The organism is Paenibacillus sp. FSL R7-0198, assembly GCF_038000415.1.
Lineage (GTDB): Bacteria > Bacillota > Bacilli > Paenibacillales > Paenibacillaceae > Paenibacillus.
Genome location: NZ_JBBOCB010000001.1, coordinates 3091565 through 3110327, shown reverse-complemented (window position 1 = coordinate 3110327; position 18763 = coordinate 3091565). Strand labels below are relative to the sequence as shown.

Here is an 18763-nt window from a genome sequence, read left to right as displayed (position 1 = left end):
TTCATTCTACTCGGGTGAGGGTTTTTGTTATGGAATGGTGTATATTTCCTCTAGTATAATAAAAATGGGTAGTCGTCTATCTGTAGATCAGATAGATTCTATCCATATATTATTGGATGAGGAGTGTCAGGACATGTCCATACATCAGATAGGTCACAAGGTGTCTTTTGCTGATATCAAAACGAAGTTGCCTCAGGAAAGTTGGATGTACACTCAGAATGAAGCGCACAACGGTGAATTTGAAGCCGAGGAAGTATGGTTACATTCTGGTGACCTTCATATCAGTGAACTGTTGTTGGATGAAGGACCTTTTTTGATCTTGGTTGAAGGAAATCTGACAGTGGATCGTTATATTGGAAATACAAGTTCCGACGCGGCCAGTTCAAATCTGGTTGTACTTGGGAATCTCATAACACCCTATATGATCGTGGGTGGGCAGGAAATATATATTACAGGTAATCTCTATGTGGAGGATATGTTCTGGGGGGATTATAACCATGGAGAATTGACAGTGAGAGGGAATGTAGAAGGTGGATTGCTGGTAAGTACCGAGCAATATATGATTCAGGTTCAAGGACAGCGTAATGTGAAGCGTCAGCTTGAAGAATGGGAGGATCTCGGACCATGGCGGGGCTTTGACATGTTGGCGTTATTGGTTCCTGAATGTGTGATTGATGAAGATACAGAGCCGTTTCCTTGGCGAGAAGAAATGTTAAAGAGGCTGCAGCAAGGACGACCTGTAATCAACCGAAAGTACATTCATGCTGATGAATCAGATCCAGATGTGCCGGATTGGTTCGAAGATCATCGTATTACCGCTGAGAATATAGAGCGTCTTACTCATCCATCTTTGTTGCCTGTAAGAGAGGAGGATGAGTTACTCAACAGCTATGAATTTTGGTTGAACGAGCAATTTTGCCGAGTATCGGTCTATGGAGATGAGCATACGGAGGGGTATTTCCGCAGTCTTTATTTTCAGGATGACCATAACTGTGCATTGTTGCTTAAGATGGAGCCATCAGATCAAGGTTTCAACTCTCCTGATAAACATATCCTACAACCGGGTAAACCTGTCTGGATGATCTCAGGTGCATATCGTTATCTGCACAATGAGAATTCGGAATGGAACGTATTTTCGGAGAACTCACCTGCTGATATTCAGCAGTTAAGCGAGCAAGGATGGAGCACCTTGTTGCAGTCTGTATCGAATTATCAGTATGCCCGTTCCTTAATTTCGCATCAACTGATCCGTGATTTATTAGCTTTGCCGATCGTGGAGCCATATGACGATTATTATGATGACGACCGGCATGGGCTGTGGATTGGAGACTTGTATTATGCATTTCGACAAGCAGGTCAGCTGAGTGATGGTGTTCCCCAGCCAGCTATGCTACGTATTGGAAGAGAGTATAAGGATACTCAAGGGGAGACGCAGGTGGAGAAATACTATTATACCCTGCACCAACATGAGGACGGCACGGAAAGTGTGTTGATCGAATATTCGGCTCAGAAGGACGCGGATGAGGAAGAAGAACCGGTGTTGCTTGAACTTCATTATATAGGCGGCTCTCAATTACTACATGCCGTTCAATTGCTCGAACGTGGACGCCAAGTGCTCATTCAAGCAAATGAGGACTTACTGAATGGGGAGCCGCCGTACGCTGCTGAATCATTTGCGAAGCGATTCTGGAAATCAAAAGGATACCTGAAATGAATAAAACAACCTTCACCTCTAGTTTTGAGGGAAGGTTGTTTTGTCGTTGTATTTACCCAAACTGGGCTTGATGTAGTCGGCTGTACGAGCCTTTACGTGCGAGCAGTTCTTCATGGCTTCCTTGTTCAGCGACACTGCCGTTCTCCACCACCACGATACGATCGGCGTGTCTTATGGTTGCCAGTCGATGGGCAATTACTAATGTCGTACGTCCTTGAGCGAGTTCGGATAAGGCCAGCTGGATGGCTGCTTCCGTTTCGGTATCAAGTGCGGAGGTGGCTTCATCCAGAATGAGAATTGGCGGATTTTTCAGGATCATTCTTGCGATGGAAAGACGTTGCTTCTGTCCGCCAGACAATTTCACGCCGCGTTCACCGATCATGGTATCGAGTCCATCTGGCTGGGACTGTACTAGCTCTTCCAATTGGGCCCGGCGAATGGCTTGCCAGATTTCTTCATCGGAAGCATTCAGTTTGCCGTATGCAATATTTTCACGAATCGTTCCGTCAAACAGGAAAATATCCTGCTGCACAATCCCGATATGGGAGCGCAGTGATTCCAGCGTCATGTCCTTCACCGGAATGCCATCAATGGAGATATGTCCCGCATCCACATCGTAGAAACGAGGGATCAGACTGCATAACGTCGTTTTACCTCCGCCCGAAGGTCCAACCAGAGCAACCGTCTGGCCTGCCTGAATATCCAGATTGACCTGAGACAGCGTAGGTTTGTGTTCTCCATAAGAAAAGGTAACGTTATGGAAGGTAATATCGCCTTTGACATTCGTAATCGGTTTCGCCTGAGGAGTATCTTCTACATCCGGTACAGCTTCAAGAAGCTCCAGGTAACGTCTGAATCCGGCGATGCCTTTGGGATACGTCTCGATGACGGAGTTAATCTTCTCAATTGGTCCAAGGAATACATTGGACAGCATCACAAAAGCGATGAATTCCCCGTAAGTCATACTGCCTTGAATGACAAACCAGGTTCCACACACCAGTACAAACAGTGATACAAATTTCATCAGGATAAAACTGAGTGAAGAGTTCCAGGCCATAATACGGTAGGTGATTAGTTTGGTGAGTCTGAAACGTTCGTTGTTCTCAACGAAACGTCCCACTTCATGTTTTTCATTGGCAAAAGCTTGTACCACACGGATGCCGCTCACATTGTTCTCAACCCGTGCATTATAATCGGCGATATCCGCAAACATGCGCTTGAACGCCTTGGACATTTTGCGACTGAAATACAGTGACAGGTAAATCATCAGCGGCACAATGATGAACGTCATCACAGCGAGTTGCCAGTTGATCCCCAGCATAATACCGAAAGCTCCGGCCAGTGTCATGAAGGCGATGAATAAGTCCTCGGGTCCGTGATGCGCGATCTCACCAATATCCATCAGATCGTTGGTCATGCGGGAGACCAGATGCCCGGTCTTATTGTTATCGAAGAAGCGGAAGGACTGCTTCTGTACTCGCTGGAACAGTTCACGCCGCATATCGGATTCGATGTTAATGCCGAGCTTGTGGCCCCAATAGGTGACTGCATAATGGAAAAAGGAACTGAGCAGGTAGATGCCGAGCAATCCGACACACGCTGCTAAGATCATGGACCAATTGCCAGCCGGAAGCAGTTGATCGACCACCCGGTTCACGGCGAGTGGAAAGGCCAGCTCCAGCAGAGCGGCAGCGATGGCACAGGAAAAGTCCAATATAAAGAGCCTTTTGTAAGGGCGATAATAAGACATAAAACGGCGAAGCATATGTAAGTCCTCCTCGATATGACATAAATGCCCGAGCAGGCTAATTAGCCTGTCCGGACACCTGTTTTCATGCTTATGTTATTTGCGGTTTTGCTCGGCACGTTCTACGATCATATCGGCGAATTCCTCAGCCTGACCTTGAATCGCAATCGGGTCGAAGTACCAGTAACGGTCTTCCAGCAACTCATACACCTGATTGTTTTTCACAGCCGGCAGGGATTGCCAGATGGCATCACCTTGGTAATTTTTATTGTTCTCTCCAACGGTTAAGAAAATATGATCCCCTGCATAATCACCAACAACTTCACGTGAAATTTCTTTCCATTGGGTATCACCCATCAGTTCTTTTTTGGTGATTTCGAGTGGGGCAAGTTGCAAAGCACTGTAGACCGCTTGTCCTCCTCGACCAAAATTGTCTCCATATCCATAATAACTCTTGTCGGATACTTCAAGGATGGAGAAGGTTTCCTCCGGTTTAATGACTGTTTTCACCTTAGCGCGAGCGGCTTCAATTCGCTCATCGTACGTTTTCAGCCAAGCTTCGGCTGCTTCGGATTTGTTCATCAACTCTCCGAATCCCCGGATTTCGTCATGTACATTGGTGAATGTACCATACGGAATGACCACGGTAGGTGCGATTTTTTGGTAACTCTCAATTTCGCTGGCCTGGTCGGAGTAAGTAATGATCAGATCCGGGTTCAAGGCAATAACCTTCTCCATGGATACAGCCGCCCGATCACCGATACCCTCTATGCCCGCCACCTGATCGGCATAGAACGGGTTTTCCAAATAATATTGAACGGCCCCAACGGGTTTCACACCCAGTGCGAGCAGATCACTTACGTACATATCCGTAACGATCCGTTTCGGTTCAGCCGGAATCTCAACATCCCCGCTTAATGATTTGTAGATTCGTGTAGCATTTGAATTATCCGAACCGGACGATGTGTCTGTGTTCGTCTCGGTAGAGCCGGTTGTCGCTTCGGTTCCCGTTGCCGATGTCTGTTCAGTGGCAGTCGAGCCTGTTCCGCTGCTGCAAGCAGCCAGAATCATAATAATGGCGAGCATAAGTAACAAGCCGGAAAAGCGTTTTTTTGCAGCAAACATATTTTGTTCCCCCTATGTATAATCAATAATGATTATTATTCTCATTAATAACATAGAGGAAGACGTGATATTTGTACATGGACAACTATGATCACTACTGCATGGACAATTATGATGTGAGGTGACGCATGATATGCTGCAACTGCTCTATAACGGACAAAGGATCAAATCCATAGAACATGTCGGCATCAATTTCATATACGCGTCCTTCACGAACGGCGGAGAGGTTGCCCCAAGATTCCTGATTCAGCAGGTTATCCAACACTTCTCGTTCGGCAGGTTCCTCAGGGTAGGCGACAAACATGTGATCTGCTGCATACAAGTGAATCTCAGACAACGGAACATGAACGTACCCCGTGAGTAATTGCCCATCCTGCTCCATGCGTGACGGCGGAGTGAAGCCCAGCGATTGATACAGCACATAAGAAGCTCTGCCCCAGCCATGACCATAGATATAAGCGCCGTCCTCTCCAATCATAAACATGCAAACGGCGGAACCACGTGTCCCTTCCATCCACTGATCTAATGTATGATTGGCCTCTTGCTCAAGTTGATGATATCGATTTAACAACGCCTGTGCATTGGACTCAAGCCCGGTAATTCGGCCGAGATGAAGAAGCTGCTCCTGCCAATCGAGTTCCTCAAAGGGCATCAGAATGGTCGGTGCGATCAGACGTAGTTCATCGGAAGCGGGATGCGGTGCATACCCGATAATGACATCGGGCTGAGCGTGTGCAATCAGATCCGTATGTTTAACCAGCTCATATTCGGAATGTTGCTCAAATGGTTCATGACCATCATGACCATGTTCCCCCAGTTTTTCTTCCATCCAGCTGGCAACGGCGCCCATGTGGGGAGTGAGGCCCAATGCCAGAAGTGAGGCCGTATAGTTGTAAGTCAAAGATACAATCTTCTTGGGCATTTTCCGGTAGTGTGTTGGTGCTGATCCAACCATCTGTTTGAATTTGCGGCTCAGATAGAAGGTGTCCCTGTAGCCTGTCAGTTGTGCAATCTCCTGTAGCGTAGGGTTCGCGAACAACAGATGTTCTTGAGCCATTCTGATTCTGAGACGAGTTACATATTCAACAAACGTAAGACCTGTATGTTTCTTGAACTCCCGTGAAAAATGCTCAGGACTCACATTTGCATCCCGTGCCAATTGTTCGCGGGTTAACGGATGGGTATACATCTGATGGATATGTCTGAGCACGGCATCGAGCCAGGAGTGATCTTCATGAGCAGAATGAGCCGCATGATCCCGCAAAATATCCAGTAACTCATAGAAAAGCATATGTGGCCTGAACGGACTGGAAACATGACCCTTTGAACTTGCTTGAACCAGCTCTACTGCCCTATCGGTGAGAGTACGACTCGCAATGGGACCTGGTATCCCGAACGGCCAGAACAGCTGTTCATTTTCAGTGGAATCAAAAGCAATAGCAATGCCCTGTACTGGCGACAGGGAGCCACGCTTGTTCTCGTGCTGAAGCAGGCTTCCAGCTTGTCGAACGACTGCACAGCCTGCATTTAGTGTCAGTTTACCCTCTGCACTGATCAACCTGGCCTGGCCAGCAGTAATGACGTATAGCACATGAAAAGTGCTCCACATCTCATCTATGCGGGAGAATGCCTCGCGGTCGTGAAGCTGCACCAGATGGCGCAGCTTGAACAGGGCATCGGGGATGGACTGAATTTTCTGCAAGGAAACGGGGCGGGACAGCGACTTTTTATGATAAATGGTCTTGGATATATTCATTGGATAACTGTCTCCTTACATAAGTCAGCAGGGGCATTATTCGTCTCATGCCCTTTGTATACTGGCGTAATTCTCGGATCTCGACTATTATGCAGTATATACTATAATTGAAGTGACGTGGATGGACAGATTGAACAAATCAACTTTTTCTATGAAAAATAGATAAAGTGGTTGAAATCGCTATCAACACCGACTATAATGAAAATGTCGAAACGTTTCAATCTAGCGTTTACTGCCAGTTTCACTGTATTAGGCACGAACTGTTTATAGAGCGCCAGATTGAAAGACGTGTCATGACCATCACTTATGGTATGGATTGGAACGGGACGCATTCAACCGTAGCCCCATAAGGATGGGAACGAGGATTTTTTTTGAGAACACCTCGAAACGTTTCGATTGACATCCATCGCTAGGATATGTATAAAGATTAATAAACGATAATACAGGATTTAGTGGTTGTTCTAACCATGTATCGTATAGAATGTAGATAACCTTGAATTTGTTCTTTATAAATTGAACTAACATTTACACAAAACGGAGAGGGCAGAAAGAACCTGAAGAAGCAAGGCGTTCGCCTTTATCCCCGGATTTTCACCCTTATAAAAGGGAAACAAAAAATCTGGGGATAACAGCGTTCGGAAGGTTGTTCTGTCATCGGAGTGGTCAGTGTAAATATTCTGTAGTTCAATTTATATATAGTTTAGAAGGAGCGAACGTGGAATGGCAACGATTAAGGATGTGGCAAAGCTGGCAGGTGTAGCACTCTCGACTGCTTCCTATGCGCTGAGCGGGGATAGCAAGGTTAGTGCCAAGACCAAGGCTAAAGTGCTTGAGGCAGCACGAGAACTGAATTACCGCAAGAACGGCTTTGCCATGGACCTGAAACGGAGCCGGACAAACACGATCGCTTTGATTCTGACCGATCTGTCGGGCCCGTATTACTCGGAGCTGATCCGTAGTGTACAGGATGTAGCCCTCGCGAACGGGTATGATCTGATTGCTTGCAGTTCCATGGGTGGACGGGATTCAACGGCAGTGCGATTTTTGCGTGAAAAAAGAGTAGATGGAGCCATCATCCTGGCCCATAACATCCATGATGATATTCTGGTAGAATCTGCCGGTCATCGTTTTCCGATTATTGTGATGGATCGTCAGCTGTCGAGTGACCATTTGGTCAACGTTCTGGTGGATGGAGAGCAGGGTGGTTACCTCGCTACCCGCCACCTGATTCAGGCAGGACATCAGAAGATTGCATATATTAGCGGTCCATCCAACTCGTACGACAATGCGCTGCGTTACCAAGGGTATCTGCGGGCGATGCGGGAAGCGGGACTTGAAGAAAAGTCCAAATGGCGTCTGAACGGTAACTTTGTGCGTGAGGGCGGATACAGTGCAACCAAGATGATGATCATGCAAGGTGATCTTCCCTCAGCTGTATTTTACGGTAACGATGAGATGGCGATTGGTGGCCTGAAAGCATTGGAAGAGCGTGGTGTATCGGTGCCGGATGACATTTCCGTGATCGGTTTTGACGATATTCAGTTGTCGGAATATGTTCGTCCACCACTGACAACGATACGCCAGCCGAAGCATGAAGCCGGGTCGCTCGCCGGACATCTGTTATTCCAGATGCTCAATGGCGAAGCGGTTGACCCTTCATATACGTTAACGATTAATATGATCGAGCGTAGCTCTGTACGTTCGGTTTAGGCCGAGTCTGACCAACCAAGAAATGCCTGCATGCTGAAGTGAAAGTTCAATGATGGGGTTATCGTCCGGACGGGCTGTAAAAAGTCGGTTTGAAGAGGCCCCTATTCTTTTTCAGATTAATCGAAACGTTTCGATTTTATACTAATTCAAGGAGTGAACCTTATGACAACGATGATTAATGCACCGATCCGGTTGAGCGCCGGGGAGTTATCTTTTACCTTTTTGAACAGTGGAGACCTGTATCAGGCCACATCCGGCACAACGATGTTGAACCAGTTGCTCAGCAACCAGATTGATGGATCTCTGAATAACCTGTACCTGCGTGTACACGAGGGAGAGAATATCAGCTCGTTCCCGTTGCTCGGTGTACGTTCGAACAGCAAGGTGATTACAAGCAAAGCACAGTCCAGCAACCAGTTGATCTGGGAGGGTACAGTCCAGCTGGAAGGCAAAGAACAAGGCATTGGCTACCAGGTTGTATTTACGGCTACACCGCAAGGTGTCTGGTTCTGGGATGTGAAGCTCACAGGACAACAAGATAACGTAGACGTGGTGTACGGACAGGATGTAGGGCTTGCTGATCCAGGTGCGGTACGCAGCAATGAAGCTTATCTGTCACAATACATTGACCATACGGTGTTTGAAGATGAAGCGAAAGGTTATGTCGTTTGTTCCCGTCAAAACCAGCCTCAGGGCGGTGCATTTCCATATATGCAACAAGGTTCCCTGACGAAAGCAATTGGTTACTCCACAGATGGATTCCAATTCTTCGGTCTGTCGTACAAGGAAACGAATCAACCAGAGAGCTTGAATCGCCCAACGCTGGCGAATGAGACGTATCAGTATGAATTTGCTTACACTGCATTGCAATCTGAACTGCTGAATCTGAACGGAGAAGCTCAGGTGGTCTTTTATGGACTGGCGAAGCCTAATCATGCCGAAGGAATCTCTGCACTGGAATTCGGAGATGAAGTTACCGCAGCATGGAATGAAGTACAGGCTCTGGCTGTGGAAAATGGTGACACGTTGGAACAGGTAAAACTATCCTCCTTCTTGGGTGAACCGCTGATTACGCTTGATCTGACGCAAGATGAGATTCATGATCTGTTCCCTGATCGTCATCAGGAAGAGCATAGCGGTGAGGAACTGTTATCCTTCTTCACAGGCAGCTATGAACATATCGTTCTGAAAGCAAAAGAATTGCTCGTAGAGCGTCCGCACGGGCACATTCTGATGAGTGGTGGCAATGTGCAGCTTGGGGCACAGGTTATTACGACGACATCGTATATGTACGGTATTTTCAACTCACAACTCGTTATTGGTAACACCAATTTTAATAAAATGATCAGTAATGCTCGCAATGCATTAAACGTGCCGAAAACGGCGGGACAACGCATCTATGTGGAAATGGACGGACAATATCGTCTACTGACGATGCCTTCCCTGTTCGAGATTGGCTTCAACTATGTACGTTGGATCTACAAAACGGAATCCGATACGTTCATCGTGACGAACTATACAGGGGCACATACTACCGAAGTGAGCATGAACGTACGCTCCACAAGTGGCACAGCATACCGTTACCTGGTAACAAACCAGATTACGATGAATGTGAATGAATACGAGTATCCACTGCATATGACGCAGGATGGCGATACTTTGATCTTCAAGGCTGATCCACAAGCGATTAGTGCAGGGACGTACCCAGATCTGCAATACCGCATGTCGGTGGACGGCGCAGCTGTGAATGTAGGGGATGAAACGTTGCTGGCAAGTGGTATCCGCAGTGGTTCCGCATCACTGGTTACGCTTAGTCTGGAAGCAAGTGCTGAATGGACGCTGAAGGTACAAGGGGTATTGGAAGGCCAAGCGGATAGCGCAGTGGCAGCAGGTTCAAGCCTGACGTTTGAAGAGGAAGTGCAGGCATACCGCGAGTTCTTCGCAGGTGTGATGAACGGGTTCCGTTTGTCCCGTGGAGAAGGTCAGAGTGCAGAGGATCTGTTCAAAGTAAATGCGCTGGCTTGGTGGTACACCCACAACATGCTGGTTCACTACTCCGTGCCTCACGGTTTGGAGCAGTATGGCGGTGCGGCTTGGGGTACACGGGATGTGTGCCAAGGTCCGGTGGAGTACTTTATGGCAACGCAAAAATATGAGCAAGTTCGCGATATCATCAAAATGGTTTATACCCACCAATATGAAGATGATGGCAACTGGCCGCAATGGTTCATGTTTGATAAATACTTTGCGATCCAACAGGAAGAGAGCCATGGCGACATCATTGTATGGCCGCTGAAAGTTCTGGCGGATTACCTGACAGCGACTCGCGACTATGCAATCCTGGATGAGAAAGTACCTTATACGGTTAAACATAGCTTCGGGTTCACGGAAGAAACGGCAACGGTACTGGATCACGCGAAAAAAGAAATCGAATATATCCGTTCGCACTTCCTGCACGATACGTTCCTGTCTTCCTACGGAGATGGCGACTGGGATGATACGCTCCAACCAGCCAATGCACAGCTGAAGCAATACATGGTGAGCAGTTGGACGGTGGCATTGACGTATCAGTCCGTGAATGTGCTCTCGCAAGCGCTGAAATTCAAGGATGCAGACTTTGCACAGGAGCTTGATGTGCTGGCTCAAGGCATTCGTGAGGACTTTAACCGTTACATGCTGGGCACAGATGTGATTCCAGGCTTTGTATACATGGAAGAAGCGGACCAAGCGAAGCTGATGCTTCATCCAACGGATACAGAGACAGGCATTCAATATCGCCTGTTGCCAATGACGCGCAGCATGATTGGTGAGTTGCTGAATGCGGAGCAAGCAGAGTCTCATTACGCATTGATCCGTGAACAGTTCCTGTGCCCGGATGGCGTGCGTCTGATGAATCGTCCGGCTCAATATGCTGGCGGAGTAAGCACACACTTCAAACGTGCAGAGCAAGCATCCAACTTCGGACGTGAGATTGGTTTGCAATATGTGCACGCACATATCCGTTACGTGGAAGCGATGGCGAAGCTGGGTAAGACAGATCAGGTATGGAATGGTCTCGCGATGATCAACCCGGTTGGTATCGGCGAGGTTGTACCTAACGCGGAGATTCGCCAAGCGAACTCATACTTCAGTAGTTCGGACGGCAAGTTTAATACACGTTACGAGGCACAGGAGCATTTTGACCAGCTTCGTAAAGGGACTGTACAAGTGAAAGGCGGATGGAGAATCTACTCCAGCGGCCCTGGAATCTATATGAACCAGCTGATCTCCAATGCACTTGGCATTCGTCAAGAGGGCGGCGATCTGGTCATTGACCCGGTATTGCCAGCTGAGCTGAACGGCATGCAATTCGAATTCGAGTATGCGGGTGAGCCAGTGACGTTCATTTATCACTTGAACGAAGGTGCTGTGAGCCGTGTAGCGGTGAATGGCAAGGACATTCCTACCGAGCGTACAGCGAACCGTTACCGTCAGGGCGGTGTAAGCATCTCGCTTGATGAGTTCAGACAAGCACGCAGTGCAACTGAGCGTACGGTTGTTGATATCTATATGTAATCTAATAGCATGATGTACACCAAGGTCATCCTCCTTTATTCAAAGGCGGGATGGCCTTTTTGCCATATGCTCTTACGATTGCTTACCGCAGTGGAACTGCCAGCAACGTATGCAACAGCTCATTATGCCGCACATGCTTGGTTACATAGCCCTGTTGCTCCAGCCAGCTGCATAGCTCACTGAGCAGAGGGAAGTGACGCTCGCGCAAGGCGCGCAGCTGTTCCTCGTGTCCTGTGGTTTCTGCCTGCCGAATATAGGAATCACGGTGAGTCACATCAACAAACATCAGATCGGTTAGGCCGATACGTCCGCGTGAGGTTAATACCCGTTGCATCTCCTGTAATGCCAATAGTTGCTGATCTGGACTCAGATGATGGAAAGCAAAGCTGGATACAACAAAGTCGAAGGAATGATCGGCAAAAGGCAGCGCCAGAAAATTACCAAGCTTCACATGCATCTCGGGATATTTGGTACGACATCTGCGTAGCATCTCCCGGGATTGGTCGATTGCAGTCATGTTTGCGCCGCGCTGTAGCAGTTTCCCAGCCAGATTACCTGTGCCTGTACCAATATCGAGTCCTTTCTCACCAAGGGCGGGAGAGATCCAATGAGCTGTCTGTTCGAGCGCTTCGTCATAGTTGTGATACAGATAAAAGGAAGACTGTACCGTATCATTGGAATCGCCTGGCGCGGAATGATCTGCATCCTGGTGTGGATGTGGAACTTCATTCTTGTCGCTTATAGGCGAGGCGTTGGTCGAATGATGCCTGCCCTCTGAAATGGGGTGTTCAGTACTGACTCTGCCTTCTGCCTGCACTCGTTGATCGTGGATGGCTGCCTGAGTGTCATAATTCCACCGATCATGCCAGTTCTGCCGTGCTTCGCGCAGGCGACGCGCACTGTCCGCGAGATCGTGTAGATGGCTGACATCCAGCGGACCGTCCTGACGATTCAGGTCAATCATGCGCTGGGTTGTATCCATCATACGTTTGAGCTCAATCCACTGGGCATACATGACGGCCTGTTGCAGTTCCAGATATTCTTCCAGCCGCTGCTGATTCCCTTGATCAATCTCTCCGAGCGCGTGTGTAATATCCTGTAGCGACATGCCAATCTCACGCAGCGCAGCAATGGTCTGAAGCCGCCAGATATCATTCTCGGTGTATGTGCGATAGCCGTTACTAGACTGTTTGGCGGGGAGAATTAATCCTTTTTCCTCATAAAAACGAATGGCTCTCGCCGATATACCAAGCCTGCTTGCTGCCTCTTTGATATTCATCATGCATCCCCTCCTTATCGAATCAGTATAAACCATGACGTTACGGCAAGGTTAAGTGTTTATTTCATTTATCGAAAAGGTTCAATACTGAGTGGAATTTTAGTCAAAGCTGAGGCTATGCTACAATATATAGAACAAAAAAACTTAAATAGTGAAGTAAAGAACAATGTCTTCCTATTCCTAAGTTTCTCAACGTTCTTAACTCTCTTAACTTTCCCGACGTTGTAGCGCACAGCGTTGTCGACTATAGCACGAAAGGTTGAATCATTATGCTTACCAGCCATACATTTACGATTCGTCCATCCGAAATTAAGGATGCAACACAGCTAATGGAGTTGGACACCCTGGTATGGGACCAATACACCTCTCCTGCACCGATGCATTGGCGCTCCAGACAGCAATACCTGCAGCATTGTCCGCCAGGCAGTCAATTGATTGCGGTGCAGGGAGAGCGGGTATGTGGTTATGTGGGCTTCCAGCCAGCCACAGGTATGCCTGTTAACCGTCATGTCTACGAGATCCATATTGCAGTTCATCCTCATGATCGGCGTTGTGGCATTGCCACAGCTTTGATGGATGCTATCAAGCAGCATGCGCTTGAACAAGGCGTTCGCAAGCTCAGGCTGCGCGTTCTCTCCAGCAATCCGGGAGCCATCACGTTTTATACACAGTGTGGATTTGTGACGGAAGGCAGGCTGGTGTCCGAGTTTTATATCGGAGGCAAGTATGTGGACGATATTCTTATGGGTTATTTTATCTAGACCAAATAGAAACTAGTTGAGGAGGAACAACGATGGATATGGGGCTTCAGGGTAAAAAAGCACTGGTTCTGGCTTCCAGTCGCGGGCTGGGCAAAGCGGTAGCCGCTCAATTGGCAGCAGAAGGTGCTGACGTCATGCTTGCCAGCCGGAGCGAAGAAAAGCTCGCAGCAGTGAAGCAGGAGCTTCTGGCGCTTGGTGGTGGCGGACGTGTGGAATATTGTGCAACCGATGTGACACGCAAGGAAGATATTGAGGTTCTGATTCACAAGACAGCAGAAATGTTCGGGCAGATTGATATTCTGGTGAACAATTCGGGTGGCCCGCCATCGGGTTCATTTGAGTCACTGACGGATGAGGATTGGGAGCGTGCATTTGAATTAAATGTTCTCAGTTATGTAAGGCTCATTCGTGGTGCCCTTCCTTATATGAAAGAAAGTGGAGGACACATTGTGAATATCGCTTCAACTTCAGTGAAGCAGCCCATTCCAGGTCTGGTTCTGTCCAACACGTTCCGTACTGGCGTGTTTGGATTGGCGAAGACGTTATCCCAGGAGCTGGCTCCATACGGAATTTTGATCAACACGGTGGCTCCGGGTCGTATTGCAACAGACCGCATCCGTGAGCTGGATGCCGCACGGGCAGAGCAGAACGGAGTAAGTGAGGACGAAGTCTCTGAACAGTTCCGCAAGGAGATTCCACTCGGCCGTTATGGTCAACCAGAGGAGTTTGCCAAAGCGGTGGTGTTCCTGTTATCCGGGGCCAATACGTACATTACCGGAACCTCATTGATCGTGGATGGTGGCATGGTCCGAGCCCTATAAGGGAGGAGTTTGATCAACAGATTCAAAGTTATAAGGAAACGGATTACGATATTATTAAAATTAAGCCCCTCCTTAATGTCCACTTGTTGTGGAGAAGGAGGGGCTTAATTTTGATTCATGCATTGTGTGGAAAAACGAGCTCCCTAACAACGTTAACAACAATAATACCGGGTGTATAGATAAACCGAGCTTGCCCAACGTTCTGGGCCTATTGCTTTGTTAAGATAAGTCTTTGCCGCTGTCATTAGTTGACGTGTCGACTTTGCTGGAATCCGGTTTCGGCATTGGCTTAGCCTCGCCGTCACGTTTTGCTCCATGACCATGGACGTGACCTGCTGGACCTTCTGGCAGTTTACCATTGACGAGGTCGGTAACTCGTTGAGTGATGTCTGCTTCACGCTCATCGAATTGGCTTTGTGTGATTTTGCCATCGGTCAACTCCTGTTGTAGTTCTGTTTTCTGGGCAGTAACGATTGTATCAATAACTGTCTGCACGTCCACGTTCTTGGTGGCTGCAATCTCGGCAATTGTACTGCCTGCTTCACGCGCTTCCTTTAGTTCATCTGTTGTAACCCCGAGGATGGCGGCCAGTTCCTTGGCATACCGTTCTGCTCCTGGTCCACCGAATCCACCCGGACCACGTCCACCTGCCCCAACTTCCTTCATATTACCGTTTACCAGGTCAGTCACACGTTGTGTAAGTGTAGCTGCACGCTCATCGTACTGGGTTTGCGTGATTTTGCCATCGGTCAACTGCTGTTGTAGTTCTGTTTTCTCCGCTGTGACCAGTTTATCAATGACGGTCTGCACGTCCACATTTTGGGTAGCTGCAATCTCGGCAATGGTGCTGCCTGCTTTGCGCGCTTCTTTCAGCTCATCGGCAGACACGCCAAGTACGGAGGTCAGTTCGTCCGAATGGCGCTGCAGCCCGGGTCCCCAACCTCTAACTCCGTCTTCTGGTTTTATTTTATGTGAATTTAATGTAGAAGAGCTGTCCGATTTGGTCTGGCCTGAAGGAGTAGCTGCCGGATCTGCATTAGCCACTGAATGTGCAAATATACCTCCGCCGAGTGCAATCGTCAAAGCCATTGCGCTGGTAACCACTACTGTTCTTGATGTTTTGGTTCTCTTCATCCTGGATCATCCTTCTTTCTTCTGTAGGTTGGTATGGGTGTACGCCCACAACGTTATATTAGAGAGCAAGAATGAAGGTAGGCTGAGTGGAACCTTAATTGGCAGTAAAAAATGGTGCTCTTACCAACAATGCCCCTCACCTATGTTTGAAATTCTCACAGGAAAGGGGCATATGGACGGTTTCAGTTAGATGTAACTCAATTATGTAAGCGAATTAGCGCAAAAGTTCCCATTCATGCTGAAGCATGCCGTATACTGCATGGTTCACGTAACCTTTAGGCAGCTTTTCTGCCTGGCGAATGACACCTTCGAGAACAAACCCGAGTCTTTCAGGGATGGCGCGACTCCGTTTGTTGTTTGTTGCCGAGCGAATCTCGACGCGATTCAGATCCAGGGTCACCAGTGCATAGTCTACCAGAACGCGACAAGCGCTTGTCATCAAGCCTTGACCCTCAAAACCTTTGCCAAGCCAGTATCCGATGCTTACGGAGCGGTTGGTCCAGTTAATCTCGTGGAATCCGATGACGCCAGCGAGATCCCCTTTTGACCATACTCCGGCGGTGAATCCGCCATTCTCGGCACCTTGTTTTAACGCGTTGGTAATGAAGTTTGAGGTGTGTTCCACTTCTGTGACATGATCCACCCACGGCAACCAATGTCGCAGTTGATCCCGCGAACGATCCGTCAGTTCGAACAGCGGTTTGGTATGTTCCATGGCCAGTGGCCGGAGTTCGGTATATTCATCCAATGAATAGGTAAACATGAATGCAACCTTCTTTCTTTTTATAGTATGGGTTTAGTTTTGGTGGATTAACGTGAGGTCTTGGGTAACTTTTGCTCCAGTGCAAACAGGTCTTCTTCCATTGAGGCCATGCGTTGACTGACTGTTGTGCGTGCGTCACGGAGTGCCTGATTATATATGTAGGGAGCGAGCTGTGTCATGAACAGGTCGAGGACACCCCAAGCGGCCAGATCGCCGAGTTCTTCGCCACGTTCCTCTTCGAAATACGACTGTATGGTGCGAATGGCTTCATCCTGTTGTTCTTTGGTCAGTTTAAGCGAGTTCGATGGAATGGGAAACCCTCCCTTTAATTTGTTTTTACTATCATGCTACATGATTCGAGCGAACCCGTCAAAATGGTTTTGGGCCTATTTATGCACGGCTGATCCTGACTTTGGTGCCGTTCTTTATTGAACTCCTCCCCCGTTAAAGGTATATTTAAATGAAACGCGTACGAAACTTTCCAAGAAAATAGATTTTTTCAGGAAATGACTTCGTTATTAAGGAATTATAGCCGGAATTGCTGCAATTCCCGAAGGCTCCAATCCATTCATGAAAGGTTTGATACCTGTGGACAATCGTACAACCCCACCTAACTTTATCAAAAATATTATTACCGAAGATCTCCGGTCTGGGAAAGTCCAGGAAGTTATTACCCGTTTTCCTCCGGAACCGAACGGTTATCTGCATATCGGCCATGCCAAGGCGATCTGGATTAACTTTACGCTGGGCGGCGAATTTGGCGGCAAAACGAATCTGCGCTTTGATGACACGAATCCGGTCAAGGAAGATGTAGAGTACGTTCAATCGATTCAGGAAGACGTGAAATGGCTCGGATACGAGTGGAACGAGAAACGTTTTGCCTCGGATTATTTTGACGAGATGTACAACCGTGCTGTCTTGTTGATTAAAAAGGGTAAAGCCTACATCGACGACCAAAGCGCCGACGAAATCCGTGCAATGCGCGGAACGCTGACGGAGCCGGGCAAGAACAGCCCGTACCGTGATCGTTCGGTGGAAGAGAATCTCGACCTGTTCACACGTATGCGTGCAGGTGAATTCAAGAACGGAGAGAAAGTGCTGCGTGCCAAGATCGATATGTCTGCACCGAATATCAATCTGCGCGATCCGGTGATTTACCGGATTTCACATGCACACCATCATAACACGGGCGACAAATGGTGTATCTATCCGATGTACGCCTTTGCTCACCCGCTCGAAGATGCAATTGAAGGTGTAACGCATTCCCTCTGTTCCCTGGAATTCGAGGATCAACGCCCGTTCTACGATTGGGTTATTGCCGAATGTGAGATGGAGAGCCAACCACGTCAATACGAATTTGGTCGCCTGAACTTGTCCCAGATGGTGACAAGCAAGCGGAAGTTGAAACTGCTCGTGGACGAAGGCCATGTGGATGGATGGGATGATCCACGTATGCCAACGATTTCGGGTCTGCGTCGCCGGGGATATACACCGGAAGCCATTCGTGATTTTGTATTCGAAACAGGCATTTCCAAGAGTCAAGGGGTTATCGACCTGCAAACGCTGGAGCACTTTGTACGTGAAGACTTGAAACTGAAAGCTCCGCGCACGATGGCTGTCCTGCACCCACTCAAAGTGGTTATTACCAACTATCCTGAAGGACAAGTGGAATGGCTTGAAGCAGAGAACAATGTGGAGAACCCAGAGATGGGTAATCGCCAAATTCCGTTTTCCCGTGAGATATATATTGAACAAGACGATTTCATGGAAAATCCGCCGAACAAATATTTCCGTTTGTTCCCTGGCAACGAAGTTCGTCTGAAACATGCATACTTCATCAAATGTAACGATGTGATTAAGGACGCAGAAGGCAATGTAACTGAGATTCATTGTACCTATGATGTAGAGACGAAGAGCGGCAGTGGATTCACTGGCCGTAAAGTCAAAGGAACAATCCACTGGGTAGAAGCGACTCAAGCGGTACCTGCTGAATTCCGTCTGTATGAGCCTTTGATCCTGGATGAAGCACCGGAAGCAGAGGTGGAAGTGGCAGTAGCTGGAGCTGAAACTGAGGTTGTGGAAGAGCAACCGGAGAAAACGTTCCTGGATCAACTGAACCCGAACTCCCTTGAGATTGTCCACGGGTATGTGGAGCAAGAGATGAAGGAAGCGAATGCTCAGGATAAATTCCAATTCTTCCGTCACGGTTACTTCAGTGTAGATCCAAAACATTCCGAGCCAGGACGTCCGGTATTTAACCGGGTCGTATCCCTGAAAAGCTCATTCCAACTGCCGAAGGCATAAGTATAGATTATATATTGTAAAAGGGCGTCCCCTGCGCAGCACTAGCTGTGAAGGGGACGCCCTTTTATTGTATTGCAAGATTTAAGTCAGTTAA

At 48.0% G+C, this 18763-nt stretch carries 13 protein-coding genes; 6 read left to right on the top strand and 7 right to left on the bottom strand.

Annotation, left to right across the window (positions count from 1 at the left end):
• Positions 1 to 133: 133 nt before the first annotated feature.
• Positions 134 to 1714, top strand: coding sequence for a hypothetical protein (locus MKY87_RS13385; protein WP_339788324.1), 1581 nt, complete (start codon positions 134 to 136; stop codon positions 1712 to 1714).
• Positions 1715 to 1766: 52 nt separating this feature from the next.
• Here the strand turns inward: MKY87_RS13385 and MKY87_RS13380 are convergent, their stop codons facing one another.
• From MKY87_RS13380 to MKY87_RS13370, 3 genes are all read right to left on the bottom strand, one after another.
• Positions 1767 to 3479 carry an ABC transporter ATP-binding protein gene (locus tag MKY87_RS13380; RefSeq protein WP_340964844.1) on the bottom strand — a complete coding sequence of 571 codons (1713 nt, stop codon included), beginning with the start codon at positions 3477 to 3479 and terminating at the stop codon, positions 1767 to 1769.
• Positions 3480 to 3557: 78 nt separating this feature from the next.
• Positions 3558 to 4586, bottom strand: coding sequence for an iron-hydroxamate ABC transporter substrate-binding protein (locus MKY87_RS13375; protein ID WP_340964842.1), 1029 nt, complete (start codon positions 4584 to 4586; stop codon positions 3558 to 3560).
• 109 nt (positions 4587 to 4695) lie between these two features.
• On the bottom strand, positions 4696 to 6342 hold the full coding sequence (locus tag MKY87_RS13370; RefSeq protein WP_340964838.1) for an AraC family transcriptional regulator: 1647 nt from the start codon (positions 6340 to 6342) through the stop codon (positions 4696 to 4698).
• A gap of 720 nt (positions 6343 to 7062) precedes the next feature.
• On the opposite strand from MKY87_RS13370, the gene MKY87_RS13365 reads away from it, so the two are divergent.
• Positions 7063 to 8052, top strand: a complete 990-nt coding sequence (locus MKY87_RS13365) for a LacI family DNA-binding transcriptional regulator (protein WP_340964836.1) — start codon at positions 7063 to 7065, stop codon at positions 8050 to 8052.
• 162 nt (positions 8053 to 8214) lie between these two features.
• Positions 8215 to 11607: a GH36-type glycosyl hydrolase domain-containing protein gene (locus MKY87_RS13360; protein WP_340964834.1), complete on the top strand. Its 3393-nt coding sequence runs from the start codon at positions 8215 to 8217 to the stop codon at positions 11605 to 11607.
• Between the two features lie 82 nt (positions 11608 to 11689).
• On the opposite strand, the gene MKY87_RS13355 is transcribed toward MKY87_RS13360, so the two are convergent.
• Entirely contained in the window at positions 11690 to 12889 is a 1200-nt protein-coding gene (locus MKY87_RS13355) for a methyltransferase domain-containing protein (RefSeq protein ID WP_340964831.1), read from the bottom strand.
• A gap of 266 nt (positions 12890 to 13155) precedes the next feature.
• Here MKY87_RS13355 and MKY87_RS13350 point away from each other — a divergent pair, with 266 nt between their 5' ends.
• The gene (locus MKY87_RS13350) at positions 13156 to 13647 is read left to right on the top strand and encodes a GNAT family N-acetyltransferase (RefSeq protein WP_338588820.1); all 492 of its coding nucleotides are present in this window, start codon (positions 13156 to 13158) and stop codon (positions 13645 to 13647) included.
• Positions 13648 to 13679: 32 nt separating this feature from the next.
• The gene (locus tag MKY87_RS13345; protein WP_340964828.1) at positions 13680 to 14468 is read left to right on the top strand and encodes an SDR family oxidoreductase; all 789 of its coding nucleotides are present in this window, start codon (positions 13680 to 13682) and stop codon (positions 14466 to 14468) included.
• Between the two features lie 219 nt (positions 14469 to 14687).
• Here MKY87_RS13345 and MKY87_RS13340 read toward each other — a convergent pair whose 3' ends face one another.
• From MKY87_RS13340 to MKY87_RS13330, 3 genes are all read right to left on the bottom strand, one after another.
• The gene (locus tag MKY87_RS13340) at positions 14688 to 15602 is read right to left on the bottom strand and encodes a hypothetical protein (RefSeq protein WP_340964826.1); all 915 of its coding nucleotides are present in this window, start codon (positions 15600 to 15602) and stop codon (positions 14688 to 14690) included.
• Positions 15603 to 15816: 214 nt separating this feature from the next.
• Positions 15817 to 16365 (bottom strand): GNAT family N-acetyltransferase, encoded by a 549-nt coding sequence (locus MKY87_RS13335; protein ID WP_036612698.1) that lies wholly within the window; start codon positions 16363 to 16365, stop codon positions 15817 to 15819.
• A gap of 47 nt (positions 16366 to 16412) precedes the next feature.
• Positions 16413 to 16655, bottom strand: a complete 243-nt coding sequence (locus MKY87_RS13330; protein ID WP_340967438.1) for a DUF2164 domain-containing protein — start codon at positions 16653 to 16655, stop codon at positions 16413 to 16415.
• Between the two features lie 280 nt (positions 16656 to 16935).
• Here MKY87_RS13330 and MKY87_RS13325 point away from each other — a divergent pair, with 280 nt between their 5' ends.
• The gene (locus MKY87_RS13325) at positions 16936 to 18669 is read left to right on the top strand and encodes a glutamine--tRNA ligase/YqeY domain fusion protein (protein WP_338588811.1); all 1734 of its coding nucleotides are present in this window, start codon (positions 16936 to 16938) and stop codon (positions 18667 to 18669) included.
• The last annotated feature ends 94 nt before the right edge of the window (positions 18670 to 18763 follow it).